Raw genomic sequence first — 25897 nt, 5'->3', positions numbered from 1 at the left:
CCCCGCCGGCCCCGGTCAGCGCCAGTCGTACGCCTTGACCGGCGCGGTGGCCGCGGTGCTCGACGTGCTGACCCACAGCAGCCGCCTGCCGTGCACATGCAGCGTGTACGGCTCGTCCGACCCGGTGCGGCGGATGGAGCGGCGGGCCACCTCGCGCCCGGTCGCCGCGTCGAGCACGTAGGCCCGGGAGGAGAAACTCTCGTCGTAGTGGCGCACCATGACCACATGGCCCCGGTGGGGCGCGAGAGCGACGATGCCCCAGTGGTCCGAGGTCCACAGGTGGCGGCCCGTGGACAGGGAGAAGCCGGCGGGCCTGACGAGGGTCTCCTCCGGCGAGGGCTCGACGAACGCCAGCAGCGTGTCGCCGACGGCCGTGAACCGCCGGCGGCCGTCGGCGACGGTCCACGGGGCCGTCCTGATCGTGCCGTGGCCGCCGGTCATCGGGATCTCGACGGCGGTGCCGCCGCCCTCGTCCAGACGCAGGAGACGGTGCGGGCCTCGGCGGCCCTCGCCCTCGACGGCCAGCAGCAGCGGATCCGCGCCGAGCAGGCCGACGGCGCCGACCGGGCCGTCGACGGGGAGCGGCTTCTTCCACAGCACCGCGCCGTCGGCCAGTGCGACCGTCAGGACGGTCGTGATGCCCGAGTTCTCCGTCACCACGACGAGCCGCCCCCCTGCGGCCGCGATCCGCACCCCGTGGTCCTCCTCGTGCGGCACCGACCACATGTGCCGGCCCGTACGGGCGTCGCGGGCGACGACCTTCTCGCCCGTGGTGACCAGCGCGCACTCCCCCGACAGGGCGACGGTGCCGACGCGGAGCCCCGGGTCGTGGTGAGAGAGCCCGGAGAGGTTCAGCCGGGCCGACCACAGCCCCTTGCCGGAGGCGGTGTCCAGGGCGGTGACGCCGGCCTTCTCCGGACCTTCGGACGTGTCCGGCCAGTGGGCCAGGAGCACGACACCGCCGGTCGCCTCGTCGGCCACGGCGGACAGCACGTCGCGGCCGGGCACCTCCCAGGCCCAGCGCTGCTCGCCGGTCTCCGCGTCGAAGGCCCGCACCCGGTCGAAGGCGGCCCTGAGGACCAGTCCGCTGCCGCTGTCCAGCAGGCTTGCCAGCGCGCCGGCGTCGGCTCGGCCGTCGTGCGCCGCCTGCCACACCGGTTTCAGCGCGCGCAGTCGCTTCGCGGGCTTCCAGACGGTCTGCGGCGCCCTGTCCTCGTCCATGTGTCTCCCCACCCCGGCAGGCACAGCGGAACCCACCCCGGGGAAGCGTAAGGGGCGCCCACCATGGGTGGGCGCCCCTTACGGATGTACGGGTGTACGCGTCAGCGGGAGCGCTTGGCCAGCCGCTCGACGTCCAGCAGGATGACCGCGCGGGCCTCCAGGCGCAGCCAGCCGCGGCCCGCGAAGTCGGCGAGTGCCTTGTTCACGGTCTCCCGGGAGGCGCCGACCAGTTGGGCCAGCTCTTCCTGCGTCAGGTCGTGGACGACGTGGATGCCCTCCTCGGACTGCACGCCGAAGCGGCGCGACAGGTCCAGCAGCGCCTTGGCCACGCGGCCGGGCACGTCGGAGAAGACCAGGTCCGACATCACGTCGTTGGTGCGGCGCAGGCGGCGCGCGACGGCGCGCAGCAGGGCGGTGGAGACCTCGGGGCGGGCGTTGAGCCAGGGCTGCAGGTCGCCGTGGCCGAGGCCCAGCAGCTTGACCTCGGTCAGCGCCGTGGCGGTGGCGGTGCGCGGGCCGGGGTCGAAGAGCGACAGCTCGCCGATCAGCTCGCCGGGGCCCACGACGGCGAGCATGTTCTCGCGGCCGTCGGGGGAGGTGCGGTGCAGCTTCACCTTGCCCTCGGTGACGACGTACAGCCGGTCGCCGGGTTCACCCTCATGGAACAGCGAGTCGCCGCGCGCGAGCGTGACCTCCGCCATCGAGGCGCGCAGTTCAGCGGCCTGCTCATCGTCGAGCGCCGCGAAAAGCGGTGCGCGCCGCAGAACGTCGTCCACGTGCTCTCTCCTTGTCGACATCGCTGGGTCGGTCCCCATCATGCCCGACAGTAAAACAGTGCGATCAATCACAAGTCTGTCTTATGTGCTCGCGGGAGAGCGCCCCGGGGGTCCTTTCGGGGGCCGGATCGCGGCAGTCCGGGGCGATTGTCGGTGCCGAGGCTTAGGCTGGCCGGGTGTCTGATACGCCGAGCGTGCGCAGGAAACAGCAGGGTGGAGGGGCCGGGAGGGTGAAGCCGGGCGTCGATTCAGCTCTGAGTGAACAGGCGCCCGTGAAGCCCGCCGGCGGCCGCGCGCGGGGTGCCCGCAAGCCCGAGTCGCGCCTGGGGATGGTGCGCCGGGCCCGCCGCATCAACCGCGAGCTCGCCGAGCTGTATCCCTACGCCCACCCCGAGCTCGACTTCGAGAACCCGTTCCAGCTCCTGGTGGCCACGGTGCTCTCGGCGCAGACCACCGACCTGAGGGTCAACCAGACCACCCCGCGGCTCTTCGGGACGTACCCGACGCCGGAGGACCTGGCGGCGGCCGACCCGGAGGAACTGGAGCAGCTGATCCGGCCCACCGGGTTCTTCCGTGCCAAGGCACGCTCGCTGCTCGGCCTGTCCGCGGCCCTGCGGGACCGCTTCGGCGGCGAGGTCCCCGGCCGGCTGGAGGACCTGGTCACCCTGCCCGGTGTCGGCCGCAAGACGGCCAACGTCGTCCTGGGCAACGCCTTCGGCGTCCCCGGCCTCACCGTCGACACCCACTTCGGCCGGCTCGCCCGCCGCTTCGGCTGGACCGCCTCCGAGGACCCGGAGAAGGTCGAGCAGGACGTCATGGCGATCTTCCCGAAGAGCGAGTGGACGATGGTGTCCCACCGGCTGATCTTCCACGGCCGCCGGATGTGCCACGCCCGCCGCCCGGCCTGCGGGGCCTGCCCGATCGCCCCGCTGTGCCCGTCGTACGGGGAGGGCGAGACCGACCCGGAGAAGGCGAAGAAGCTGCTGAAGTACGAGATGGGCGGTGCCCCGGGCCAGCGGCTGAAGCCGCCCCCCGGTTTCCCGGGCAAGGCGGCGCCCCCGCTGGAGGTGGAGTGACCGGAGCACGGCACAGCGTGAACGGCAGGGACGGGGTCGAGGACACCAGCGGCGTCAGCGGCGTCAACGGCGTAGAGGTGCGGCGCGACGGCCTGCCCGAGTGGCTGCAGCCGGTGGCCCGCGCGGCCGACGCGGTGCGGCCGGAGCAACTGAGCCGCTTCCTGCCGCCGGCCACCGGTGGCCGGGCCTCCGCCGTCCTCGTGCTCTTCGGCGAGGGGGCCGCGGGGGGACGCCCCGAACTGCTCCTGATGGAACGCGCCGCCTCCCTGCGCTCGCACGCCGGGCAGCCGTCCTTCCCCGGCGGTGCGCTCGACCCCGAGGACGGCGACCCGGAGGGCGCGGGACCGCTGCGGGCCGCGCTGCGCGAGGCGTGGGAGGAGACCGGCCTCGACCCGTCCGGAGTGCAGCTGTTCGGCGTGCTGCCGCGCCTGTACATCCCGGTGAGCGGCTTCGTGGTGACACCGGTTCTGGGCTGGTGGCACACCCCCAGCCCGGTGGGCGCGGTCGACCTGGCGGAGACCGCGCGGGTGTTCGCGGTGCCGGTCGACGAGCTGACCGACCCCGGCAACCGCGTCACGGTCAGGCACCCCAGCGGGTACCGCGGTCCGGCGTTCCAGGTCGGGGGCGCCCTGGTGTGGGGCTTCACGGCGGGCCTGATCGACCGGATTCTCCACTTCGCGGGCTGGGAGCGGCCTTGGGATCGGGCAAAGACGGTCCCGCTGGGTTGAGTGGCCATGAGACGGTGTGCGGGTGAATGTGCTGGACATCGTGCTGTTGCTGGCCGCCGTGTGGTTCGCGATCGTGGGCTACCGCCAGGGATTCATCGTCGGCGTGATGTCGGTGATCGGCTTCCTCGGCGGTGGACTGGTCGCGATCTACGTGCTGCCCGCGATCTGGAACGAGGTCACCGACAATTCCGCCCCGGGCACGGTCGCGGTGGTCGCCGCGGTGGTCCTGGTCATCGTGTGCGCCTCGGTCGGCCAGGCGTTCACCACACACCTGGGCAACAAGGTCCGCACCCACGTCAGCTGGTCCCCGGCGCGCGCCGTCGACGCCGTCGGCGGGGCCCTGGTCAACGTCCTGGCCATGCTGCTGGTCGCCTGGCTCATCGGCTCCGCCCTGGCCACGACCACCACGCTGCCGACCCTGGGCCGCGAGGTCCGCTCGTCCAAGGTGCTGCTGGGAGTGGCGCGGATCGTGCCGCAGGAGGCCAACACCTGGTTCGCCGACTTCAGTTCCGCCCTCGCGCAGAACGGACTCCCCCAGGTCTTCTCGCCGTTCGGCACCGAACCGATCACCGACGTTCCCGCGCCGGATCCCGCCCTCGCCGGGAGCCGGGTCGTCGGCGAGGCCCGGCGCAGCATCGTGAAGGTCGTGGGCACGGCGCCCAGCTGCGGCAAGGTACTGGAGGGCACCGGCTTCGTCTTCGCGCCGCACCGGGTGATGACCAACGCCCATGTCGTCGGCGGCGTCGACAACCCCACCGTGCAGATCGGCGGCGAGGGCCGGGTGTACGACGGAAAGGTCGTGCTCTACGACTGGCAGCGCGACATCGCCGTCATCGACGTCCCCGGGCTGGCGGCGCCTCCGCTCACCTTCACCGGCGGCGACGCCAAGTCCCGCGACGGCGCGATCGTGGCCGGCTTCCCGGAGAACGGCGGCTTCGACGTCCGGGCCGCCCGGGTGCGCGGCCGTATCTCGGCGACCGGCCCGGACATCTACCACCGCGGCACGGTCCACCGCGATGTCTACTCGCTGTTCACCCTCGTCCGGCAGGGCAACTCCGGTGGACCGCTGCTGACTCCCGACGGGCGGGTGTACGGCGTCGTGTTCGCCAAGTCGCTGGACGACGCGGACACCGGCTACGCCCTGACGGCCGACGAGGTCCGTGCCGACGTCCAGGCCGGACGTACGGCGGACCGGCAGGTCGACACGCAGGCGTGTGCCCTGTGAGAGTCCGTGCGGGCGGGGTGCGTCCGCCGGCGGCGGGGGAGTTCGTCAGTCGCTGCGGGTGTGCCGCAGGCGGGCGCCGACCCACCGGGCCCGTCGCCTGAGGATGTGGGGGATGCCGAGCCCCGAGTGGCCCGGCCGGTGGTCCGGGGCCGTGGTCCCGGTGATGATGCGCGCTCCGTTGGCGCGGCGATCGCGTGACACGTCACGGTAGTCGTGCGTCCAGCCCATACCGAGCTGTCTGCCCGGGGTCCAAGGTCCGTAATCGCCCGTGGGTCCATCAATTGGCCTATGCGCCCGGCATTTGGCTGATGGTCATATGGGATTAACGGTCGTGGATCAACGGTGCCGGATCAACGGCGCAGGATCAACGCTGCGGGATCAACGATCGGGCTCGGGGTCCTTGAGCCAGTTGATGAGCTCCGCGGAGAACGCCGCCGGGTCCTCCTCGTGCGGGAAGTGCCCGAGGCCGTCGAACAGCCGCCAGCGGTAGGGCGCCTCGACGTACTCGCCGCTGCCGGCGGCGTGCCGCGCGCGCATCGCCGGGTCGAGCGAGCCGTGCAGATGCAGTGTGGGCACCCGTACCGGGCGCTTCATCCGGCGGTTGAACTGGAAGCCGTCCACCCGGGCCAGCGAGCGCACCATCCAGCGGTAGGGCTCGATCGAGCAGTGCGCCGTGGACGGGATGCTCATCGCGCGCCGGTAGACCTCGACGACCTCGTCGTCCGGCACCCGCGGCCCGGACCAGTCCCTCAGCAACTGCCCCACGAGCGCGGCGTCGTCCGCGACCAGCCGGCGCTCGGGGATCCACGGCCGCTGGAAGCCCCACACGTACGCCCCCGCCGCGCTGTGCCGCAGGTCCGACAGCATCGCCGTGCGCCAGCGCCGCGGATGGGGCATCGAGCTGACGGCCAGTCGGCGCACCAGCTTGGGCCGCATCGCCGCCGCCGTCCATGCCAGGTAACCGCCGAGGTCGTGGCCGACCAGCGCGGCGTCCGGCTCGCCGAGCGAGCGGATCACGCCGGTCACGTCGAGTGCCAGGTTCGCCGGGTCGTAGCCGCGCGGGGTGCGGTCGCTGCCGCCCACTCCGCGCAGGTCCATCGCGACCGCGCGGAAACCCGCGTCGGCCAGGGCGGTCAACTGGTCCCGCCAGGTCCACCAGAACTGCGGGAAGCCGTGCAGGAGCAGCACCAGCGGTCCGTCGCCGGCCTCGGCGATGTGGAAGCGCGCTCCGTTCGCCGCGACATCCCGGTGGGTCCAGGGCCCGTCGATCCGTACCACCGAGGAACTGTCAGCGACCGTCATGCCCTGAGCGTGTCATACCTTGACCGCCGGCGTGTCCTCCGTTTCCGAAGGCCGCGGGTGCGGCTTGACGTTCTGGAGCACGGCCGCGGTCTCCTTGGCGGAGGCGATGCTGCGTTCCGGCTTCTTGATCTTCTTGAACTTCTGCATCGCCAGCAGGCCCAGCAGCCCGGCCAGCACCAGGAAGGCGCCGCCGACGATCAGGAACGACCAGGCGAGGCCCAGGCCCAGGTTGTGGATGCCGTAGGCGGCCGCGAAGCTCAGCACGGGCAGCGCGAACAGCGCGAGGACGCCGGCGGCCCCGACGGCGCCGCCGCCGATGCCGGCGCGCTTGGCGTCCTGCCGGAGTTCGGCCTTGGCGAGGGCGATCTCCTCGTGGATCAGCTCCGAGAGATCCGCCGTGGCCGCGGCGAAGAGCTGGCCGAGACTGCGGCCGCCGTTCGCGGTCACCGTCACCGCCACGGGCTTGTCCACGTCCGCTGGGCTCATCGCGTCCTCCGTCGTTCGTCGCTTTGTCGTGAAGTCATAACGGGCAACTGGGTTACACGGCTACCCCCTGATCATGCCCGACTCATCCTCGTCCGTGCCGCCGGAGCGCGCCACTTCCGCGAGCCTGCGGTGCTCGGCCGCCTTCGCCTCGTGGATCGCCGCCATGCGCAGATGGAACTCCGGGTTGCCCCATTCGTAGATGTCGGGGATGCCGTCCAGGTCGGTGTCGCGCTCCTCGTCCTCGCACATGCGGCGGTACTTGTTGTCGCGCAGCTTCAGCAGGACGGCGGCGGACGCGGCCGCTGTGCACGAGCCCACCAGGACCGCCGCCTTGACCTCCGGCATCAGCACCTCGTTGCCCGCGAAGGCCAGCTCGCCGATGAGCAGCGAGACCGTGAAGCCGATCCCGGCGAGCGCGGCCACGGCCAGCACGTCGGCCCATGCGAGGTCGGGATTGAGCTCGGCTCTCGTGAAACGCGCCGCCAGCCAGGTGCCGCCGAAGACGCCCACGGTCTTGCCGACGACCAGGCCGAGCACCACTCCCAGCGTCTCCGGACGGGTGAAGACCTGCCCGAGCGCTCCCCCGGTGACCGGCACCCCGGCCGAGAAGAGCGCGAACAGCGGCACCGCGAGCCCGGCCGACACCGGCCGCACCAGGTGCTCGATCCGCTCTCCCGGCGACACCTTCTCGCCCTCGCGGTGGTGGCAGCGCAGCATCAGGCCCATCGCCACGCCCGCGACGGTGGCGTGCACCCCACTGGCGTGCATCAGCCCCCAGTTGACCAGGGCCAGCGGTACGTAGACGTACCAGCCGCGGACCTCCTTGCGCAGCAGCAGCCAGAACAGGACAAGGCCGGCGAAGGCCAGGCCCAGCGCCGCGAAGTCGATGCCGCTGGTGAAGAAGACCGCGATGATCAGGATCGCGAGGAGGTCGTCCACGACGGCGAGCGTGAGCAGGAAGGCGCGCAGCGCCGAGGGCAGCGAGGTGCCGAGCACCGCCAGCACGGCGAGCGCGAAGGCGATGTCCGTCGCCGTCGGCACCGCCCAGCCCTGCAGCGAGCCCCCGCCCGCCGTGTTGACCACGGCGTACACGGCCGCGGGCACCGCCATCCCGCAGACGGCGGCGATCACGGGCAGCGCCGCGGCGGAAGGGGTCCGCAGCTCACCCACGACCAGTTCGCGCTTGAGCTCGATGCCCGCGACGAAGAAGAAGACCGCCAGCAGCCCGTCCGCCGCCCAGTGGGATACCGACAGGTCCAGGTGCAGCGCGGCGGGGCCGAAGTGGTGGCCGACGGTTGCGGTGTACGAGGCGCTCACCGGGCTGTTCGCCCAGACCAGTGCCGCCACGGCGGCCAGGAGCAGCAGCATGCCGCCGACGGTCTCCGCGCGCAGCGCGTCGGCGACGTAGTTCCGCTCCAGGAGCGGCACACGCCCCAGGAAGACGGAGCGGCGGCGGGTGGACGCGTTCACGGGTGGACCTCCGGTCGGGTGCGGCAACGGCTGTTCACCTCGCCGACCAGACTTCCCGGCACGCCCTGTTCTCTGTCGCGGTTCCAACGCCCTCCACCGTAACGGGCGGGGCGGCCGGGTCGTTCGGGCCCTTTTCACCTTACGGACACAGCGGCGGGGGCGCAGGACGCGCCCGGACGGACGAAAGGCCCCCGAAGGGGCCCGTCGTCCGTGCCGCGGGGTGTGCTCAGTCCTCGCCGGGGGCGGAGGGGAGCTTGGCCTGGATGAGGTCCATGACCGTGGAGTCCGTCAGCGTCGTCACGTCCCCGAGCCGGCGGTTCTCGGCGACGTCCCGCAGCAGACGGCGCATGATCTTGCCGGAGCGGGTCTTCGGCAGCTCCGCCACCGTGAGGATCCGCTTCGGCTTGGCGATGGGGCCGAGCGTCCTGGCCACGTGGTCGCGCAGCTGGGCGATCAGCTCGTCGCCGTCGTCGCCCAGGGCGGCGCCGCGCAGGATCACGAACGCGACGATCGCCTGGCCGGTGGTGTCGTCGGCGGCGCCGACGACGGCGGCCTCGGCGACCTTCGGGTGCGAGACGAGCGCCGACTCGACCTCGGTGGTGGAGATGTTGTGGCCGGACACCAGCATCACGTCGTCGACCCGGCCCAGCAGCCAGATGTCGCCGTCGTCGTCCTTCTTGGCGCCGTCGCCGGCGAAGTAGCGGCCCTCGAAGCGGGACCAGTAGGTGTCCAGGTAGCGCTGGTCGTCACCCCAGATGGTGCGGAGCATCGACGGCCACGGCTCGGTCAGGACGAGGTAGCCGCCGGAGCCGTTGGGCACCTCGTTGGCCTCGTCGTCCACGACGGTGGCGGAGATGCCGGGCAGGGCGCGCTGCGCGGAGCCGGGCTTGGTCTCGGTCACGCCGGGGAGCGGGGAGATCATCATGGCGCCGGTCTCGGTCTGCCACCAGGTGTCCACGATCGGGCAGCGGCCGCCGCCGATGTGCTCGCGGTACCAGATCCACGCCTCGGGGTTGATCGGCTCGCCGACGCTGCCCAGCACCCGCAGCGACGACAGGTCGAACTTGGCGGGGATGTCGTCGCCCCACTTCATGAAGGTGCGGATCGCGGTGGGCGCCGTGTAGAGGATCGACACCCCGTACTTCTGGACGATCTCCCAGAAGCGGCCCTGGTGCGGCGTGTCGGGGGTGCCCTCGTACAGCACCTGGGTGGCGCCGTTGGCCAGCGGCCCGTACACGATGTACGAGTGGCCGGTCACCCAGCCGACGTCGGCCGTGCACCAGTAGACGTCGGTCTCCGGCTTGAGGTCGAACACCGCGTGGTGGGTGTAGGCGGCCTGGGTCAGGTAGCCGCCGGAGGTGTGCAGGATGCCCTTCGGCTTCCCGGTCGTGCCGGAGGTGTAGAGGATGAACAGTGGGTGCTCGGCCTCGAAGGCCTCCGGGGTGTGCTCGGTGCTCTGCGCTTCCAGGGCCTCGTGCCACCACACGTCGCGGCCCTCGTTCCAGGCCACCTCCTGGCTGGTGCGGCGCACGACCAGCACCTTGCTCACGCTCTCGGTGCGGTCGACGGCGTCGTCCACGGCGGGCTTGAGCGCCGAGGGCTTGCCGCGGCGGTAACCGCCGTCGGCGGTGATGACCAGCTTCGCGTCCGCGTCCTGGATACGGGCGGCCAGGGCGTCGGCCGAGAAGCCGCCGAAGACCACCGAGTGCGCGGCGCCGATGCGGGCGCACGCCAGCATCGCCACGACGGTCTCGGGGATCATCGGCATGTAGACCGCCACCCGGTCGCCGGACCGGACGCCGAGCTCGGTGAGGGCGTTGGCCGCCCGGCTGACCTCGTCCTTCAGTTCGGCGTAGGTGACGGCCCGGGTGTCGCCGGGCTCGCCCTCGAAGTGGAGGGCGACGCGGTCGCCGTTGCCGGCCTCCACGTGCCGGTCGACGCAGTTGTACGCCACGTTCAGCGTGCCGTCGGCGAACCACTTGGCGAACGGCGGGTTCGACCAGTCCAGCGTCTCGGTCGGCTCCTTCGCCCAGGCCAGCCGGCGGGCCTGCGCCGCCCAGAAGCCGAGCCGGTCCTCGCCCGCCTGCCGGTAGGCCTCCGCGGTGACATTGGCGCCGGCCGCCAGGCCGGCGGGCGGAGCGAACCGGCGCTCCTCCTTCAAAAGGTTGGCCAGGCTCTCGTTGCTCACGCCGTGCTCCTTCGCAGGGGTCCTCGTGTGTCCCAGGCCATAGCTCACCAGCACAGGGGCGGGATGACAAGGGTTCGCGGCGAATATTGGTTTAGACCTGTCATCGCGACGGCTCGACGGCCGGCACGGTCCGCGCGCACCCCGGCCCGCCGGCGGGCGGCCGGCGGGCCGGGGGACAGTGGGTGCGGCGGGGTCAGCGGACCGGGGCCGGTTCCTCCGGCCGTACGGCGGCGAACGTGCCGGTCCCGGCGTCGAGGACGTACGCCTGGGCCTCCGCGACGTGGAAGTACATCCCGTGCAGCTGCAGCGACCCCTCGGCCACCCTGCGGGCGACGCAGGCGTGCGCCATCAGGTGGTCGAGCTGCTGGACGACATTGACCAGAGAGAGCCGTTCGAGGTCGTCCGTCACCGGGCGGTCGGCGACCGCGACCTCGCCGCGCCCCAGCCGGCCGATCCGTTCCATCCGGGCCAGGCTCGGCCGTCCGTGCCGCAGCCAGCGCGCCAGCGGGGTCTGCGCGCCCGGATCCCGGCCCGCCCCGCCGAGCAGCGCCTGCATCGCGCCGCAGCCGGAGTGGCCGCACACGGTGATGCTGCCGACCTTCAGCACCTCCACCGCGTACTCGATGGCCGCGCCGACCGAGTCGCACGAGGCGTCGTCACCGGGCGGCGGCATGAGGTTGCCCACGTTGCGCACGGTGAACAGGTCGCCGGGGCCACTGGAGGTGATCATGCTGGTGACCAGGCGGGAGTCGGCACAGGTGAGGAAGAGCTGGGTGGGCCGCTGCCCCTCCCGGGCGAGCCGCGCCAGCTCCTCCCTGACCAGCGGGGCCGTGTTGCGCTGGAAGGCGCTGAGCCCGCCGACCAGCTGCCCGGCCCCTCCCGTCCCGGCGCCCGGCTTGGTGCAGTGGTGGTTGCGCCACGGGGTCCACGGGCGGCACGCGTGCGTCGTCGCCGGGACCGTGATCGGCGCGCCGGTGCGGCCGGTCAGCGTCGCCCAGCCGCCGCGTGCCCGGTGCGCCTCGCACCAGTGGTGCAGGCTCTCGTACGCGGCGTGGTCCATGAAGGAGCCGTCCAGCGTGACCACCGCGTTTGCCCCGTCCGGCACCTCCGCCAGCGCCCGGGTCAGCCGGGGCACCGCCAGGAACGTCAACTGACCCCGTACGTGGACCCGGTGGATACCGGACTCCTCCAGGACCGTGATCCGGGTGTGGGTCAGCCGCCGCAGCGACAGGAAGACCGCCACCACGATGCCGGTCGTGACGCCCGCGAGGACGCCGAAGGCGACGACCGCGACCAGCGTGGCCGCGTACGCCGGGAACTCCCGGTGCCGCTGCACATGCCTGATGTGCGCGAAGCTCACCATCTTCACGCCGACCACCATCACCAGCGCGGCGAGCGCGGCCAGCGGGATCAGCTCCAGCACCCCGGCCAGCAGACCGGCGCACACCAGGACCCACACGCCGTGCAGCACCGTGGCCCGGCGGGTGCGCGCGCCCGCGGCGACGTTCGCCGAGCCGCGGATCGCCCCGCCGGCGATCGGCAGCCCGCCGAGCAGTCCGGAGACGACGTTCGAGGCGCCCTGACCGAGCAGTTCGCGGTTCAGGTCGGCGCGGCCGCCGGTGCCGTCGCCCGGTTCGCCGCGGCCCGTGCGCAGCTTGTCGATCGCCACGGCGGACAGCAGCGACTCCATGCTGGCCACCAGCGTGACCGTCAGGACGGCGGCGGCGATGCCGGCGACGGGCCCGTGCGGGAGGCCCGGCAGTGCCACCGCGTGCAGCGCGGGGAGCTCCACCCGCGGCAGCGCGATCGGCACGCCGACCGCCGTCGCCGCCGCGATGGCGGCCAGCGGCGCCGGAAGGGCCGAACGCAGCGCCCGTCCCGGCCTGCCCGGCAGCCGTGGCCACAGGACGAGGACGGCCACGGTCACCGCCCCGACGAGCAGCGCCCCGAGGTGCGGCGCGGCCAACTGCCGTGGAAGCGCGGCCAGATTGGCCAGGGCCGAGCTGTCCGGTTGCCCGCCGAGGGCGACATGGAGCTGGGCGATGGCGATGGCGGCGCCGATGCCGGCCAGCATCCCGTGCACGATCGCGGGGCTGACGGCGAGTGCCGCGCGGGCCACGCGCACCGCCCCGAGAGCGAGTTGGCAGACGCCGGCGAGCACGGTGATGGCGCAGGTGGTGCGCCAGCCGTAGCGGTGGACGAGGTCGGCGGTGACCACGACCAGGCTGGTGGCGGCGCCACTGACCTGGAGCGGGGCGCCGCCGAGCAGGCCGGCGACGATGCCGCCCACCGCCGCCGCGACCAGTCCGGCCTGGAGCGGGGCGCCGGTGGCCAGGGCGATGCCCAGCGACAGCGGGACGGCGATCAGGAAGACGGCGACCGAGGCGGACAGATCGTGCCGCCACGCGGCGGGACCGCCGTCACGGCCCCCCGGCGGCTGGGGGTGCGGCCCGAAGGCTCGCGGTGGTTCCTTCCCGGAGCCCTGCGGGCGGCGGGGACGGCCGGGCGGCTGGGCTTTCGGCTGGTGTGTGGGGTGCATGTTCCCGTCTCCTCCGGGGCGGCGCGGCTGCGTGCGGCATGCGCGTACGCGGTCGTGGTCACGGCTGTGCGGCGGGTGCTGCGCACTGTGGTGCGCGGTGGTCCTGCTGCCGAACCCCGGGGTAACGGTGTCGACGGAATGTGACGGTCTCGTTACTACCAAGAGTCGGTAAATGGAGAGTAATCCACACAAAAGGGCTTTGGATGAAGATTCGCCCGCATGGGTGAGCGATTACCTCGTGAGGGTGAGCCGTTCGTCCAGGACGAAGGCCGGGTCGACCTGCGCGGCCAGGTCGGTGCCGGTGCGCTCGTTGCCCCAGCTCTCGGCGTTCTTCAGGTGGAAGTGCACCATCTGGCGGGTGTAGCGCTCCCAGTTCCGCGACGCGTACGCGGCGTCCGCGGCCTCGTGCATGACCCTCAACGCGCGGCGGTTGGGCTCCTCCAGCGCCGCGAAGTACGGCGGACGGCCCTTCTCCATGGCGCGCACCCAGTCGGAGTGGCCCACCGTCACCAGCAGGTCGTCGCCGGTCTCCGCCCGCAGGAACTCCAGGTCGTCCGGCCCCTGCACCTTGTTGCCGACGACCCGCAGCGCGACGCCGAAGTCGCGGGCGTACTCCTTGTACTGGCGGTAGACGGCGACGCCCTTGCGGGTCGGTTCGGCCACCAGGAAGGTCATGTCGAAGCGGGTGAACATCCCGGAGGCGAAGGAGTCGCTGCCGGCCGTCATGTCGACGACCACGTACTCGTCGCGGCCGTCCACCAGGTGGTTGAGGAACAGCTCCACCGCGCCGACCTTGGAGTGGTAGCAGGCCACGCCGAGGTCGGACTCGCTGAACGGGCCGGTGACCATCAGGCGCGCCTCGCCGCCTTCCAGGGACAGCGGGCGGGCGCAGGCGCCGTAGACCGGGTTGTCCTCGGTGACCCGCAGGAGACGCGAGCCGTGCCCCGGCGGCGTGGTCTTGATCATCGTCTGCGCGGAGGCGATCCGCGGATTGGCGCCGCGCAGGTACTCCTTGATCTCCGGCAGGTGCGCGCCCATCGCGGGGAAGGCGGCGGCCTCCTCCTCGTCGAGCCCGAGCGCCGGGCCGAGGTGCTGGTTGATGTCCGCGTCGACGGCGACCACGGGGACGCCGGCGGCGGAGAGGTGGCGGATGAAGAGGGAGGACAGGGTCGTCTTGCCACTGCCGCCCTTTCCGACGAAAGCGATCTTCATGTTCGATAAGCGTAGTGGCGGCCCTGCCGCGTTCCCGTGCGTTTCCCGTGTGTCACGCCGGGAGTTCACCCGTCGGTGGACGTGGCGGTTCCATGGAGGGGCCCCTCCGGGGACGCTCCGCGCATCCTTCGCATCCGCCGGGAGGCCTCCTGGCGATCTCCCGGCGGTCTCTCGGCGGTCTCTCGGCGGCCTCTGGGCGCCTCTCCCGGCGCGGGTGACGAACCCCACTCGCGCGCCGGTGCGCCGACCGGGGTGCGTAGGGTCGTACTCATGGGTACGACAGCTGATCCGCTCGCCGTTCTCGGCTCGCTCCCCGGAGTCGCCGATTCCGTGGCCCTCGTGCGCAAGGCCGTGGACCAGGCCTACGGGCACCGGGTGATGCGCCGCCGCTCCGACGAGGTGGCCTCCGAGGCCGCACTGCGCGGGGCCCGCGGCTCGGCCGCGCTCGCCGGTGCCGACTGGGCGCTGGAAGAGGTCCGCCGGCGCAGCGACTTCTCGATCGACGGCGAATCGCGCACCGTCGGCGCCGCGCTGCGGCTGACCGCCGAGTCCGGCCAACTGCTCGGCGTCTGGCGGCAGTCGCCGCTGCAGGCGCTGGCCCGGCTGCACCTCGTCGCGGCCGGAGGCGCCGTCCCGGACGAGACCGTCGGCAGGCCGCGGCTGGCCGGGGAACCGGTCGACGAGCCCCTGCTGCAGGCGGCGGAATTCCCGTTGCCCGATTCCTCCGAGGTCGTGGCCCGGCTCGACGGCCTCGCCGAACTGCTGCTCGCGGGCAGCGAGGCGCCCGCGCTCGTCGTCGCGGCCGTCGTGCACGGCGAGCTGCTCTGCCTGCGCCCCTTCGGCACCTGCAACGGGCCGCTGGCGCGCGCCGCACAGCGCGTCGTGCTGGTCGGCAGCGGTCTCGACCCCAAGTCGATCTGCCCCGCCGAGGTCGGCCACGCCGAGCTGGGCCGCGCCGAGTACCTCAAGGCGCTGCGCGGCTACCTCTCCGGCACCCCCGACGGCATGGCCGCGTGGATCGCGCACTGCGGCCAGGCGCTGGGGCTGGGTGTCCGGGAGAGCGTGGCCGTCTGCGAGGCGCTGCAGCGCGGCGCGGCCTGACCGGGACGCCGAGAACGAAGTTGCGGCGGCACCCTGAGGTGCCGCCGCTGGCATGATCGTCGAGTTACCAAGCGTGCACGATGTCTGCCCATCAGGTCGGGGTCTTTGCCCGTCACCTGGTGCGGCCGGCCCGGTCAGCGGGTCTGCGTCGCGTGGGTACCCGGTGGTCATGCTCGGTCCGTGGGGCCTGATACGACGGGGTTCCTCTCGGATGTCCGTGGTCACGCGGGCCTTACGACCTTTTTACTGCACCCGCGGAGGAACCGGAAGTCCTCACCGCACTTCTTTGCATACCGGGACGACCGGGGTGATCCATGCCAAATGGGCAGGTGGTGGGGGTGGGGCCGCGGGGCTCGGTGGTGCGCGGGCGCGGGCGGTGCCCGCATGTCGGCGTGGCTGCTCGGTGGCGTGCCGACGGGCGGGGGTCAGGCCGTACGGCGGCGCCGGGTGGCGTACCAGACCAGGCCGGCGGTCGCCGCGGCCGCGCCCACCGCGGCGAGCGCCAGGGCGGGGCCGGTCGGGATCGCCAGCGACGGCACCCTCTGGTGCAGGCGCACCGGGCGGCTGAAGGTGAGGACCGGCCACTCGCGCGACACCGCCTCGCGGCGCAGACCGCGGTCGGGGTTGACGGCGTAGGGGTGCCCCACCGTCTCCAGCATGGGGATGTCGGTGACGGAGTCGCTGTAGGCGAAGGACCGCTCCAGGTCGTAACCCTCGGACTCGGCCAGCCGGGCGATCGCCTCCGCCTTGGCCGGGCCGTAGACGTAGTGGTCGATCCGGCCGGTGTAGCGGCCGTCCTCCACCGTCATCCGGGTCGCGACCACGTGGTCGGCGCCCAGCATCTCGCCGATCGGTTCGACGACCTCGGCGCCCGAGGCGCTGACGATGACGACGTCGCGGCCGGCGAGGTGGTGCTCCTCGATGAGGGAGGCCGCCTCGTCGTAGATGATCGGGTCGATGAGGTCGTGGAGGGTTTCGGCCACGATCTCCCGGACCTGCTGCACATTCCAGCCACGGCAGAGGTCGGAGAGGTACTTTCGCATCCCCTCCATCTGGTCGTGGTCCGCGCCGCCGAGCAGATACACGAACTGGGCGTACGCGGTCCGCAGCACGGCGCGCCGGTTGATGAGGCCGCCTTGATAGAAGGGCCTGCTGAACGCCAAGGTGCTCGACTTGGCGATCACCGTCTTGTCGAGGTCGAAGAACGCGGCGGTACGCGGCGACAGGTGGTTTTCCACGAGGACGAGCATAGGGACCCACCATTCGGCGTAAGCTCGAGCGCGTGGGTTTGCCTGAGAAGGCCTTCGGGTACACCATGGAAGTCACGGATCGTTCGCGACCGTGCTAACCCGGTCTGGCTCCTCCCCCCCCGAGTCGGACCGTGGGGACGACCCCCGCTCTCCCCCCCGGCGGGGGTCGTCGCATGTCCGGGGACACTTTCAGCGCTGAGGCCCGGGTGGCCCCGCTCCGTTTTCCGCACTCCACCGCCGTCGGCGGGCGGATCCCTTCATGCTGCGTGATCGTCACTTTGCGTGACGCATTGTCATCGCTGCGAATCCGGTGCGCCGTCCAGGGGAAGTGGCCGAACTCACCCGCACGGGTGGCGGAGATATCCACAACCCCTGAGTTATCCACCGATTCCGATCAAGATCAACAACTTTCGCCAACTCGCGCGACTCTGGCCGTAAATGGTGCGCCGGAGATGTGCTCGGCGCTTATGCCCGGTGCCGTTGAGGCGGGCCGGAACGAGCGAGGAGTGCGGGTAGGTCATGGTCGATTCAATCAAAGCTGGGACAAAGGGAACGCGGGACGATAATCGGGCGAACGGAAGGCTGTCAGCAAGGCCACCCGGAGCGCCTCCGGGCCCGGCGCCCGGAACGCGACGGGGGGCGAGGGCGGGCGGCGCGCCTCCCGGTGAGCCGGGGCACGGCAGCCCTCGGCCGCCCACCGGGCCGGGCGACGGCACAGGGCCGCTGATCGTCACCGAGGACGGCGAGCTGCTGGACGACCTGCTGCGGCTGTGCGCGGCGGCAGGCGCCGAGCCCGAGGTGGTCTTCGGCGCGCCGCCGGGGCCGCGGAGCTGGGAGCGTGCTGCGCTGGTGCTGGTGGGTACCGCCGACACCCGGCGGCTGTCGGGCACGGTCCGGCGTCGCGGTGTGCTCCTGGTGGGACGCGATCTCGACGACCCCGATGTCTGGCGGCGCGCGGTGGACGTGGGCGCCGACCACGTCGCCTTCCTGCCCGACGCCGAGTCCTGGCTGACCGACCGGATCGCCGACGCGGCGGAGGGCGTCGGCGACCCGGCCCTCACGATCGGGGTCGTCGGCGGCAGCGGAGGCGCCGGAGCCAGCACGCTGGCGTGCGCGATGGCCGTCACGGCGGCGCGCACCGGGCGGCGCGCGGTGCTCGTCGACGCCGACCCGCTCGGCGGCGGTCTGGACGTGCTGCTCGGTGCGGAGAGGGTGGCCGGTCTGCGCTGGCCGGACCTCGCCGAGTCCCGGGGCCGGGTCAACAGCGGCGCTCTGGAGGAGGCACTGCCGCGGGCGCACGCCCTGAGTGTGCTGAGCTGGGACCGCGGGGACACGGTGGTCGTTCCGCCGCAGGCGATGCGGTCGGTCATGGGCGCCGCCCGGCGGCGTGGCGGAGTGGTCGTGGTGGATCTGCCGCGGCGCATGGACGAGGCCGTGACCGAGGCGCTGGCGCAGACGGACGTGGGCCTGCTGGTCGTGCCCGCGGAGCTGCGGGCCGTGGCGGCGGCGGGCCGGGTCGCCTCCCGGACGGGCATGGTGCTGCGGGACCTGAGGGTCGTCGTCCGCGGACCGTTCTCCTCCGGGCTGACCGACGAGGCCGTCGCCGACCTGGTGGGCCTGCCCCTGGCGGGTGAGCTGCCGGCCGAGCCCGGGCTGCCCGCGTCCCTGGACGGGGGCGAACCGCCCGGGGGCGGCGTGCGCGGACCGCTCGCCCGTTTCTGCACCGCGTTCCTCGCGGCCGCCCTGCCGAGCGGCGGGAGCGTGACCGCGTGAGCGCCGGGATGATGGCCCCCGGACTGCTGGACGCCGTGCGGCTGCGGCTCGCCGCCGCCGGGGACGAACCGACCCCGGCAGGCGTGGCCGCCGCCCTGCGGGCGCAGGGCCGGTTGCTCGGGGACACCGAAGTCCTCGACGTGGTGGCCGCGTTGCGCTCGGAGATGGTCGGGGCCGGTCCGCTGGAGTCACTGCTTGCCGAGCCCGATGTCACCGATGTGCTGGTCAACGGACCGGACGAGGTCTGGGTCGACCGCGGCGCGGGACTGGAGCGCACGGGCGTGCGTTTCGCGGACGCGCTCGCGGTGCGCCGGCTGGCGCAGCGCCTCGCCACCGCCGCGGGGCGCCGGCTGGACGACGCCCGCCCCTGGGTGGACGCCCGGCTGCCGGACGGCACCCGGCTGCACGCCGTACTGCCGCCGGTGGTGGTCGGTGCTCCCTGTCTGTCGCTGCGCGTCGTGCGCACCCGCGCCTTCGCCCTGGAGGAACTCGTGGCCGCGGGCAGCATGGACCGCGGCACGGCGGGACTGCTGCGGGCGGTGCTCGACGCCCGCCTGTCCTTCCTCGTCTCCGGGGGCACCGGTTCGGGCAAGACGACTCTGCTGAGCTGCCTGCTCGGCCTGGTCGACCCGGCTGAACGCGTCGTCCTCGCCGAGGACTCGGCCGAGCTGCGGCCACGGCATCCGCACGTCGTACGGCTGGAGACGAGGCCCGCCAACCAGGAGGGCGCCGGGCTGGTCACGCTGCGGGACCTGGTTCGGCAGGCCCTGCGGATGCGGCCGGACCGGCTGGTCGTGGGTGAGGTGCGCGGGCCCGAAGTGCTCGATCTGCTCAGCGCGTTGAACACCGGGCACGAAGGAGGCTGCGGCACAGTCCACGCCAACGCCGCCTGCGACGTCCCGGCGCGGCTGGAGGCGCTGGGCGCCGTGGCCGGACTGGACCGGGCCGCGCTGCACAGCCAGTTGGCCGCCGCCTTGTCGGTGGTCGTGCATCTGGTCCGGGACCGCTCGGGGCGGCGCAGGGTCGCCGAGGTCCATGTGCTGGAGCGCGGCGCGGACGGCATCGTCGGCACCGTTCCCGCCCTCCGGGACGGCGAACGAGGCCCCGGCTGGGCGCGGTTGGCGACGCTGTGCGAGCGGGGTGCGGCATGAACGCCGTGGTGTTCGGCGCCGTGCTGTGCGCGGGCGTGGCGGCGTGGGTGCTCTGCGCGCGGGACGAGGCGGTGCGCCGGGCGCGAACGCTCCTGGTGGGCCCCTGGGGGCCGCCGGGGCCGGGGTGCGGGGTTCCGGGGCTGCGGAGGCTGGACGTGCGCGTCCAGGCCCTTCTGGAGCCGTTCCGGGTCCGTTTCGGATGGCGGCTCGGGCGTGAACTGCTGTGCCTACCAGCGGGGTTGGTGCTCTCGGTGGCCGCCCACTCGGCGGTGCCCGCGGTGCTGGCGGCCGGCGCGGTGCCTCTCGTGGGGCGGTGGTTGCGCGGGCGGGAGTCGCGGGCGTTGGCGGAGGAGCGGGCGCTGGCCGCAGGGGCGTTGTGCTCGGCCGTCGCCGGCGATCTGCGGGCCGGGCTGGCGCCGCAGGGCGCGCTGGCCGGGGCGCTGCTGCGGGAGGGCTGGCCGGGCAGGCCCGCCCTCGCCGACGCCGCGTTGCCGTTGCTGGCCGCCGCGCGCTTCGGTGGTGATGTGCCGGCGGCACTGCGGACGGCCGCCCGTCTCGACGGCGCACAGGGGCTGGCCGGGGTGGCCGCGTGCTGGCAGGTCGCGGTGGACGGCGGCGCGGGCCTCGCGGACGGCTTGGACCGGATTGCCGCGGCCCTGCGCTCGGAGCGCGACCAACGGGAGGATCTGCGAACCCAGTTGGCCGCGCCCCGCTCCACGGTGCTGATGCTCGCGCTGCTGCCGTTGTTCGGGCTGGTGCTGGGCGCCGGGCTGGGCGCGGACCCGGTGGGAACGCTGCTGCGCACCCCGTTCGGGCTGGGCTGCCTCGCCGCGGGCGGATTGCTGGAGTGGGCCGGGCTGGCCTGGACCGCGCGGATCGTGCGGACGGCGGAGGCGTCATGAACGGCGAGCTCGTCCACAGGCTGGGGATCGTCGGGGCGCTCGTGGCCGCCGCCCTGTGCACGGCGGGGGCACTGGCCGCGTCCCGCCGCGAGAGAGCGGCCCGGCGCCGGGGCCGGCAGCTCCTGGGCGCCCCTGCCCGCCATGCCCGCACCCGGGCACGGCCGCGGCTGAGCGCCGTGCGTGCGTGGGGGCCGGTCGCCGGTGTCGCCTTGGGCTCCTTCGCACTGGTCGGCGGCCTGCCCGGCTGCCTTGCCGGGCTCGCCGCGGCGTACGGGATGCGGCGTTGGCAGCGCCGGCCGCGTGCCGGCGGCGACGCGGACCCGCGCCGTGCGGACCGGCAGCTTCCGCTGGCCGCCGATCTGCTCGCCGCCTGCGTGGCGGCCGGGGCCGGTCCACGCGAGGCCGCCGAGGCGGTCGGGCCGTCCCTGGGCGGACCCCTCGGCGAGGCCTTGACCCGGGCCGCCGCCGAACTCCGGCTGGGCGGCGACCCGGCCGAGTGCTGGGCCCGGCTGGACCGGCTCGGCTGCCGGGAACTGGCGCGCTGCATGGAGCGTGCCGCGACGACGGGCGTGCCTCCGGTCGAGGAGATCTCGCGGCTCGCCGCCGGCTGCCGCGCCGCGCACGCCCGCTCGGGGCTCGCCCGGGCACGGCGCGCCGGAGTGCTGATCACAGCCCCGCTGGGGCTGTGCTTCCTGCCGGCCTTCCTCCTCGTGGGGGTCGCGCCGGTGGTCATGGGACTGGCGGGGGCGATCCTCGCCGACGCAACGATCTGAGGGGGAGTCATGCGACTTCTGAGGAAGCTGGCAGGCCGGTGCAGGACCGGCGAGAGCGGGATGACGACAGCCGAGTACGCGGTCGGCACCCTGGCCGCGTGCGGCTTCGCCGCCGTGCTCTACAAGGTGGTCACCTCCGGCGCGGTGAGCTCCGCGCTCGGCGGCCTGATCAAGCGGGCCCTCGATGTGGCGTTCTAGGCGGCCCCGGGACGGCGGTTATGTCACCGCCGAGGCCGCCGTCGTCATCCCGTCGCTGGTGCTCCTGACGGCGATGCTGCTGTGGGGGCTCGCGGCCGCCGCCGCGCAGATCCGGTGCGTGGACGCCGCGCGGGCCGGGGCCCGCGCGGCGGCCCGCGACGAACCGGAGGGCGCCGTGCTGGCGGCCGTCCGCTCCGCGGCACCCGCCGGGGCCGGCGTCGCGGTCCGGCGAGTCGACGGCCTGGTCCGGGTGACCGTCGAGGCCCGTTCGCTCTCCCTGACCCTCCACGGCGAGGCGGTCGCCGCCGTGGAGGGTCAGGGAGAGCAGGAAGGCCAGGAGGGGCAGCAGGAGACCGCCCCGCGGCCGGGGGAGGCGTCGTGAGTCCCCGGGGCGACCGGGGCTCGGCCACGGTGTGGGCGGCGCTGCTGGGCGCCGTCCTGGTCCTCGCGGCCTGCGCGGTGCTCGCCGTCGGGGCCGCGATCACCACCCGGCACCGTGCCGGGGCCGCCGCGGACCTCGCCGCCCTCGCCGCGGCCGACCACGCCCTGCACGGCGGCGAGGCGGCCTGCGCGCTGGCCGGGAAGGTGGCCGCGGCGCAGCACGCCCGGCTGGTGCGCTGCGCGGTGACCGGCGAGATCGCCGACGTCACGGCGGCCGTGGGGCCCGCCGAGGTCCGTTCCCGGGCCGGGCCTCAGGACCCGGCGGGCGGCTCTTCGCCGGCGTCGCGGCCGTCGTCGGGGGCGGTGGCCAGGAGCACGTCCAGGACGCGCACCGCGGCCGCCTTGTCCAGGGGCTCGTTGCCGTTGCCGCATTTGGGTGACTGCACGCACGAGGGGCAGCCGAACTCGCACTCGCAGGACGCGATCGCCTCACGGGTCGCGGTCAGCCAGGTCCGGGCGGTGTGGAAGGCGCGTTCGGCGAAGCCCGCGCCGCCGGGGTGGCCGTCGTAGACGAAGACGGTGGGCAGCCCGGTGTCCGGGTGCAGCGGTACGGAGACACCCCCGATGTCCCAGCGGTCGCAGGTGGCGAAGAGCGGCAGCAGACCGATCGAGGCGTGCTCGGCGGCGTGCAGGGCGCCGGGCAGCTCCTCGGGGTGGACGGCGGCCGCGTCCAGCTGATCGTCGGTGAGGGTCCACCACACGGCGCGGGTGCGCAGCGTCCGGGGCGGCAGGTCGAGCTTGCTCTCGCCCATGACCTCGCCGGTGATCAGCCGGCGGCGGAGGAAGGAGACCACCTGATGGGTGACCTCGACGGAGCCGAAGTGGAGGCGGGCCTCGCCCCACTCCTCCACCAGGTCCTCGTCGAGCACGGAGATCGAGGTGGTGTCACGGGCCATCGTCGAATAGGGCGGGTCGGCCTGCTGCACCAGCGCGACCGACTCCTCCAGGTCCAGTTCGCGGACCAGGTAGGTGCGGCCCTGGTGCAGGTGCACCGCGCCCTGGTGGACGGTGGTGTGCGCAGCGCCCGCGTCGACCGTGCCCAGCAGGCGCCCGGTGCCGTCCTCGACGACCTGGACGGGCTTGCCGCCCTCGCCCCGGATGTCGGTGAGGTCCACGGCCCGCTCCCGGCGCGTCCAGTACCACCCGCCGGCCCGGCGCCGCAGCAGCCCGCGGCGCTCCAGCTGGGGCAGCAGCACGGCCGCCTCGGGGCCGAAGAGTTCCAGGTCGGCCTCGGTCAGCGGGAGCTCCGCGGCGGCGGCGCACAGGTGCGGGGCCAGGACGTAGGGGTTGTCCGGGTCGAGCACGGTCGATTCCACCGGACGGCGGAAGAGGGCGTCCGGGTGGTGGACCAGATACGTGTCCAGGGGGTCGTCACGGGCGATCAGCACCGCCAGGGCGCCCTGGCCGGCGCGCCCCGCCCGGCCCGCCTGCTGCCACAGGGACGCCCGCGTACCGGGGTACCCGGCCAGGAGCACGGCGTCGAGCCCGGAGACGTCCACACCCAGCTCCAGGGCCGAGGTGGACGCCAGTCCGAGCAGCCGTCCGGAGTGCAGCTCGCGTTCCAGGGCGCGCCGCTCGTGCGGCAGATAGCCGCCGCGGTAGGCCGCGACACGCCGGGGCAGGGCGCGGTCGATCTCGGCGAGCCGTTCCTGGGCGATCACGGCGATCAGCTCGGCGGCGCGCCGGGAGCGGACGAAGGCCACCGTGCGCGTGCCGTCCAGCACGAGGTCGGTCAGCAGGTCGGCGGCCTCGGCGGTCGCCGTGCGCCGCACCGGCGCGCCGTGCTCGCCGCTCAGTTCGGTGAGCGGCGGCTCCCACAGCGCGAAGGCCAGTTCGCCGCGCGGTGACGCGTCCTCGGTGACCTCGGCCACCGGGACGCCGGTCAGCCGGGTGGCGGTCGCACCGGGGTCGGCGGCGGTCGCCGATGCCAGGAGGAAGACCGGATCCGCCCCGTAGCGGGCGCAGACACGCCGGAGCCGGCGTATGACCTGGGCGACGTGCGAACCGAAGACGCCGCGGTAGGTGTGGCACTCGTCGATCACCACGTAGCGCAGCTGCTTGAGGAAGGAGGCCCAGCGGGAGTGGCCCGGGAGTATCCCCAGATGGAGCATGTCGGGGTTGGTCAGTACGTAGGTCGCGTACTGGCGGACCCACTCGCGTTCCTCGAAGGGCGTGTCGCCGTCGTAGACGGCCGCCCGGACGGCCTTGCCCAGCGGGGCCGCCAGATCGGCCACGGCGCGCCGCTGATCGGCCGCGAGGGCCTTGGTGGGGGCCAGGTAGAGCGCGGTGGCCCCGCGACCGTTCGGCGCCTCGGAGCCGTCCAGGAGGGCGCTGAGGACCGGCACGAGGTACGCCAGCGACTTCCCGGAGGCGGTCCCGGTGGACACCACGGCCGACCTGCCCGCGAGGGCGTGCGCGGCGACCTGGGCCTGGTGCTCCCAGGGCCGGGCGATGCCGGCCAGACGCACGGCGTCGATCACTTCCCCGCGGATCTGATCAGGCCAATCGGCATGGCGACCGACCCGCGGGGGCAAGTGCTCCGTATGGGTGATGCGCGCGGCTCTGCCCACCCCCGAGGCCAACCGCTCCAGGAGGGCGTGGGGGGAGGTCCGGCCGTGCGCCGACTGCGGAAGATGATCCTGAGCCATCGGCACTCAGTGTGTCACTGGCATGACGGACAATCGCCGTAAGGCGTCGTGCATGCCCGCTGGTAAGTGATTGAATGCCATCGCGGCTGCCGATCCATGGGGGGCGACCGCTCGATGCAAGGTGCTGGAGGATCCGTGGACCTGTCCCTGTCGACTCGAACCGTCGGCGACCGTACGGTCGTCGAGGTCGGCGGCGAGATTGATGTGTACACCGCACCCAAGCTGCGCGAGCAGCTGGTGGAACTCGTGAACGACGGTAGCTACCACCTGGTCGTGGACATGGAAGGCGTGGACTTCCTGGACTCGACCGGACTCGGTGTACTCGTCGGCGGGCTCAAGCGGGTTCGCGCGCATGAAGGCTCGCTGCGCCTGGTGTGCAACCAGGAGCGCATTCTCAAGATTTTCCGTATCACCGGTCTGACCAAGGTGTTTCCCATCCACACCTCGGTCGACGAGGCCGTCGCGGCCACCGATTGACGGCCGACGCCGGACCGCGGGGCACCGGGCGACGCCGACGCCCGGGCCCCAGTGTTGCTTGCCCACAGGCACGAGGGGGAGGCCATGCCCACCGTTGAACTGCTCTTCAGCGCACTGCCGGAGCACGTCCGCACCGCACGACTGGTGGCGGCTGCGGTGGCCCGCAGGGCAGGGGTGGACGAGGCCGTCCTCGACGAGGTCCGGCTCGCCGTCGGTGAGGCGTGCAGCCGGGCCGTCGGCCTGCACCGCAGCAGCGGTGAGGACCGGCCCGTGCACGTGCGGCTGACCGAGGAGGAGAAGAAGTTCACCATCGAGGTCGGTGACAACGGTCCCGATCCCTCGGCCACCGGTAAGGACGCCTCCGGCGCCTCCGTTCCCGCGGCCCGCACCGACGGGCCCGCCGAACACCCGGCGCCGCATCCGGACGCCGCCGATTCCTCCGAGACGTCGGAGGCCGACGACGAGAGCCAGATGGGTCTCGCCGTCATCAGCGGCCTCGTCGACGACGTCGAGGTCGTCTCCGGCGAGTACGGCGACGTCATTCGGATGAGCTGGCCGCTCAATCCCGTCGCGCTCTAGCGTCCCTGCCGCGGGCCGCCCCGACGCGGGCCCCGCGGCATTCCGGCACCGCCGTACATGTGTTCCGAACGGGCGTTCCGTGTCGCATCCGGAAACGCCGGCCCATGACTGCCCGAACGTCTCCGCCGCAGGTCAGTGCGGCGAGCTCGGCACGGCCCCGGTTCACTCTTCCTGTTGATCCACTTACACGCGGACTGTTCACCTTTTCCGGTGATATCTGCAGGTGGAGTGCTTTGCTATTCCCTGATGGCGGCGAAATTCGGTTCCTGCGCCCTGTTTTGATCTAGTTGCGCTCCCTACAATCCGTCCATCTTTGCTCAGCTCACAAGCCTGAGCGTCGCGGCTGCGAAGTCGCCCGAGCCGCGCGCCCACGTGCCAAAC

Annotated in this window: 22 protein-coding genes and 1 pseudogene; 13 read left to right on the top strand and 10 right to left on the bottom strand. The window is 73.2% G+C overall.

The window, feature by feature from the left end; all coding sequences use genetic code 11:
• Positions 1-15 precede the first annotated feature (15 nt).
• Both PV364_RS37560 and PV364_RS37555 read right to left on the bottom strand, forming a co-directional pair.
• The gene (locus PV364_RS37560; RefSeq protein WP_319665418.1) at positions 16-1221 is read right to left on the bottom strand and encodes a PQQ-binding-like beta-propeller repeat protein; all 1206 of its coding nucleotides are present in this window, start codon (positions 1219-1221) and stop codon (positions 16-18) included.
• A gap of 101 nt (positions 1222-1322) precedes the next feature.
• A complete protein-coding gene (locus tag PV364_RS37555) occupies positions 1323-1997 on the bottom strand; it encodes a Crp/Fnr family transcriptional regulator (protein WP_319665417.1) in 675 nt (224 codons plus the stop codon).
• Between the two features lie 254 nt (positions 1998-2251).
• Here PV364_RS37555 and nth point away from each other — a divergent pair, with 254 nt between their 5' ends.
• From nth to PV364_RS37540, 3 genes are all read left to right on the top strand, one after another.
• Positions 2252-3073 carry an endonuclease III gene (gene nth, locus PV364_RS37550; protein WP_415924665.1) on the top strand — a complete coding sequence of 274 codons (822 nt, stop codon included), beginning with the start codon at positions 2252-2254 and terminating at the stop codon, positions 3071-3073.
• 77 nt (positions 3074-3150) lie between these two features.
• Entirely contained in the window at positions 3151-3801 is a 651-nt protein-coding gene (locus PV364_RS37545) for a CoA pyrophosphatase (protein ID WP_319665433.1), read from the top strand.
• A 22-nt stretch (positions 3802-3823) separates the two neighbouring features.
• Positions 3824-5026, top strand: a complete 1203-nt coding sequence (locus PV364_RS37540; protein ID WP_319665416.1) for a MarP family serine protease — start codon at positions 3824-3826, stop codon at positions 5024-5026.
• Positions 5027-5404: 378 nt separating this feature from the next.
• Here the strand turns inward: PV364_RS37540 and PV364_RS37530 are convergent, their stop codons facing one another.
• The 6 genes from PV364_RS37530 to PV364_RS37505 form a co-directional block, all read right to left on the bottom strand.
• Positions 5405-6328: an alpha/beta hydrolase gene (locus tag PV364_RS37530; RefSeq protein WP_319665414.1), complete on the bottom strand. Its 924-nt coding sequence runs from the start codon at positions 6326-6328 to the stop codon at positions 5405-5407.
• Positions 6329-6340: 12 nt separating this feature from the next.
• A complete protein-coding gene (locus PV364_RS37525) occupies positions 6341-6814 on the bottom strand; it encodes a phage holin family protein (protein WP_319665413.1) in 474 nt (157 codons plus the stop codon).
• Between the two features lie 60 nt (positions 6815-6874).
• The gene (nhaA, locus tag PV364_RS37520; protein ID WP_319665412.1) at positions 6875-8284 is read right to left on the bottom strand and encodes a Na+/H+ antiporter NhaA; all 1410 of its coding nucleotides are present in this window, start codon (positions 8282-8284) and stop codon (positions 6875-6877) included.
• A gap of 226 nt (positions 8285-8510) precedes the next feature.
• On the bottom strand, positions 8511-10472 hold the full coding sequence (gene acs, locus PV364_RS37515) for an acetate--CoA ligase (protein ID WP_319665411.1): 1962 nt from the start codon (positions 10470-10472) through the stop codon (positions 8511-8513).
• Between the two features lie 193 nt (positions 10473-10665).
• Complete coding sequence (locus tag PV364_RS37510; RefSeq protein WP_319665410.1) at positions 10666-13011, bottom strand: SulP family inorganic anion transporter; 2346 nt, start codon at positions 13009-13011, stop codon at positions 10666-10668.
• A gap of 231 nt (positions 13012-13242) precedes the next feature.
• Positions 13243-14223 carry an ATP-binding protein gene (locus PV364_RS37505; protein ID WP_319665409.1) on the bottom strand — a complete coding sequence of 327 codons (981 nt, stop codon included), beginning with the start codon at positions 14221-14223 and terminating at the stop codon, positions 13243-13245.
• A 270-nt stretch (positions 14224-14493) separates the two neighbouring features.
• Between PV364_RS37505 and PV364_RS37500 the strand changes: the two genes are divergently transcribed.
• On the top strand, positions 14494-15324 hold the full coding sequence (locus PV364_RS37500; RefSeq protein ID WP_319665408.1) for an oxidoreductase: 831 nt from the start codon (positions 14494-14496) through the stop codon (positions 15322-15324).
• Positions 15325-15749: 425 nt separating this feature from the next.
• Here PV364_RS37500 and PV364_RS37495 read toward each other — a convergent pair whose 3' ends face one another.
• The gene (locus PV364_RS37495) at positions 15750-16574 is read right to left on the bottom strand and encodes an HAD-IB family hydrolase (protein ID WP_319665407.1); all 825 of its coding nucleotides are present in this window, start codon (positions 16572-16574) and stop codon (positions 15750-15752) included.
• Between the two features lie 723 nt (positions 16575-17297).
• Between PV364_RS37495 and ssd the strand changes: the two genes are divergently transcribed.
• The 7 genes and pseudogenes from ssd to PV364_RS37460 all read left to right on the top strand — a co-directional run.
• Positions 17298-18347 carry a septum site-determining protein Ssd gene (ssd, locus tag PV364_RS37490; RefSeq protein WP_319665432.1) on the top strand — a complete coding sequence of 350 codons (1050 nt, stop codon included), beginning with the start codon at positions 17298-17300 and terminating at the stop codon, positions 18345-18347.
• Positions 18348-18358: 11 nt separating this feature from the next.
• Positions 18359-19498, top strand: a complete 1140-nt coding sequence (locus PV364_RS37485) for a TadA family conjugal transfer-associated ATPase (protein WP_319665431.1) — start codon at positions 18359-18361, stop codon at positions 19496-19498.
• Complete coding sequence (locus PV364_RS37480; protein ID WP_319665406.1) at positions 19495-20400, top strand: type II secretion system F family protein; 906 nt, start codon at positions 19495-19497, stop codon at positions 20398-20400. Before PV364_RS37485 ends, PV364_RS37480 begins: the two co-directional genes overlap by 4 nt.
• Positions 20397-21173 carry a type II secretion system F family protein gene (locus PV364_RS37475; protein WP_319665405.1) on the top strand — a complete coding sequence of 259 codons (777 nt, stop codon included), beginning with the start codon at positions 20397-20399 and terminating at the stop codon, positions 21171-21173. Before PV364_RS37480 ends, PV364_RS37475 begins: the two co-directional genes overlap by 4 nt.
• Before the next feature lie 9 nt (positions 21174-21182).
• A complete protein-coding gene (locus PV364_RS37470; RefSeq protein ID WP_319665404.1) occupies positions 21183-21371 on the top strand; it encodes a DUF4244 domain-containing protein in 189 nt (62 codons plus the stop codon).
• A complete protein-coding gene (locus PV364_RS37465; RefSeq protein WP_319665403.1) occupies positions 21358-21753 on the top strand; it encodes a TadE family type IV pilus minor pilin in 396 nt (131 codons plus the stop codon). Before PV364_RS37470 ends, PV364_RS37465 begins: the two co-directional genes overlap by 14 nt.
• Positions 21750-21998, top strand: a pseudogene (locus tag PV364_RS37460) (Rv3654c family TadE-like protein); the annotation flags it as partial. The gene PV364_RS37465 and the pseudogene PV364_RS37460, both read left to right, overlap by 4 nt.
• A gap of 65 nt (positions 21999-22063) precedes the next feature.
• Here the strand turns inward: PV364_RS37460 and PV364_RS37455 are convergent.
• Positions 22064-24460 (bottom strand): DEAD/DEAH box helicase, encoded by a 2397-nt coding sequence (locus PV364_RS37455; protein WP_319665402.1) that lies wholly within the window; start codon positions 24458-24460, stop codon positions 22064-22066.
• A 135-nt stretch (positions 24461-24595) separates the two neighbouring features.
• On the opposite strand from PV364_RS37455, the gene bldG reads away from it, so the two are divergent.
• Both bldG and PV364_RS37445 read left to right on the top strand, forming a co-directional pair.
• A complete protein-coding gene (gene bldG, locus PV364_RS37450) occupies positions 24596-24937 on the top strand; it encodes an anti-sigma factor antagonist BldG (protein ID WP_018562186.1) in 342 nt (113 codons plus the stop codon).
• Positions 24938-25021: 84 nt separating this feature from the next.
• On the top strand, positions 25022-25516 hold the full coding sequence (locus PV364_RS37445; protein WP_319665401.1) for an ATP-binding protein: 495 nt from the start codon (positions 25022-25024) through the stop codon (positions 25514-25516).
• Positions 25517-25897: the final 381 nt, after the last annotated feature.

Source organism: Streptomyces sp. MI02-7b (assembly GCF_033793585.1).
In the GTDB taxonomy this organism is placed as follows: domain Bacteria; phylum Actinomycetota; class Actinomycetes; order Streptomycetales; family Streptomycetaceae; genus Actinacidiphila.
The sequence above is the reverse complement of the archived record's forward strand: the minus strand, read 5'-3'. Positions and strand labels throughout refer to the sequence as shown.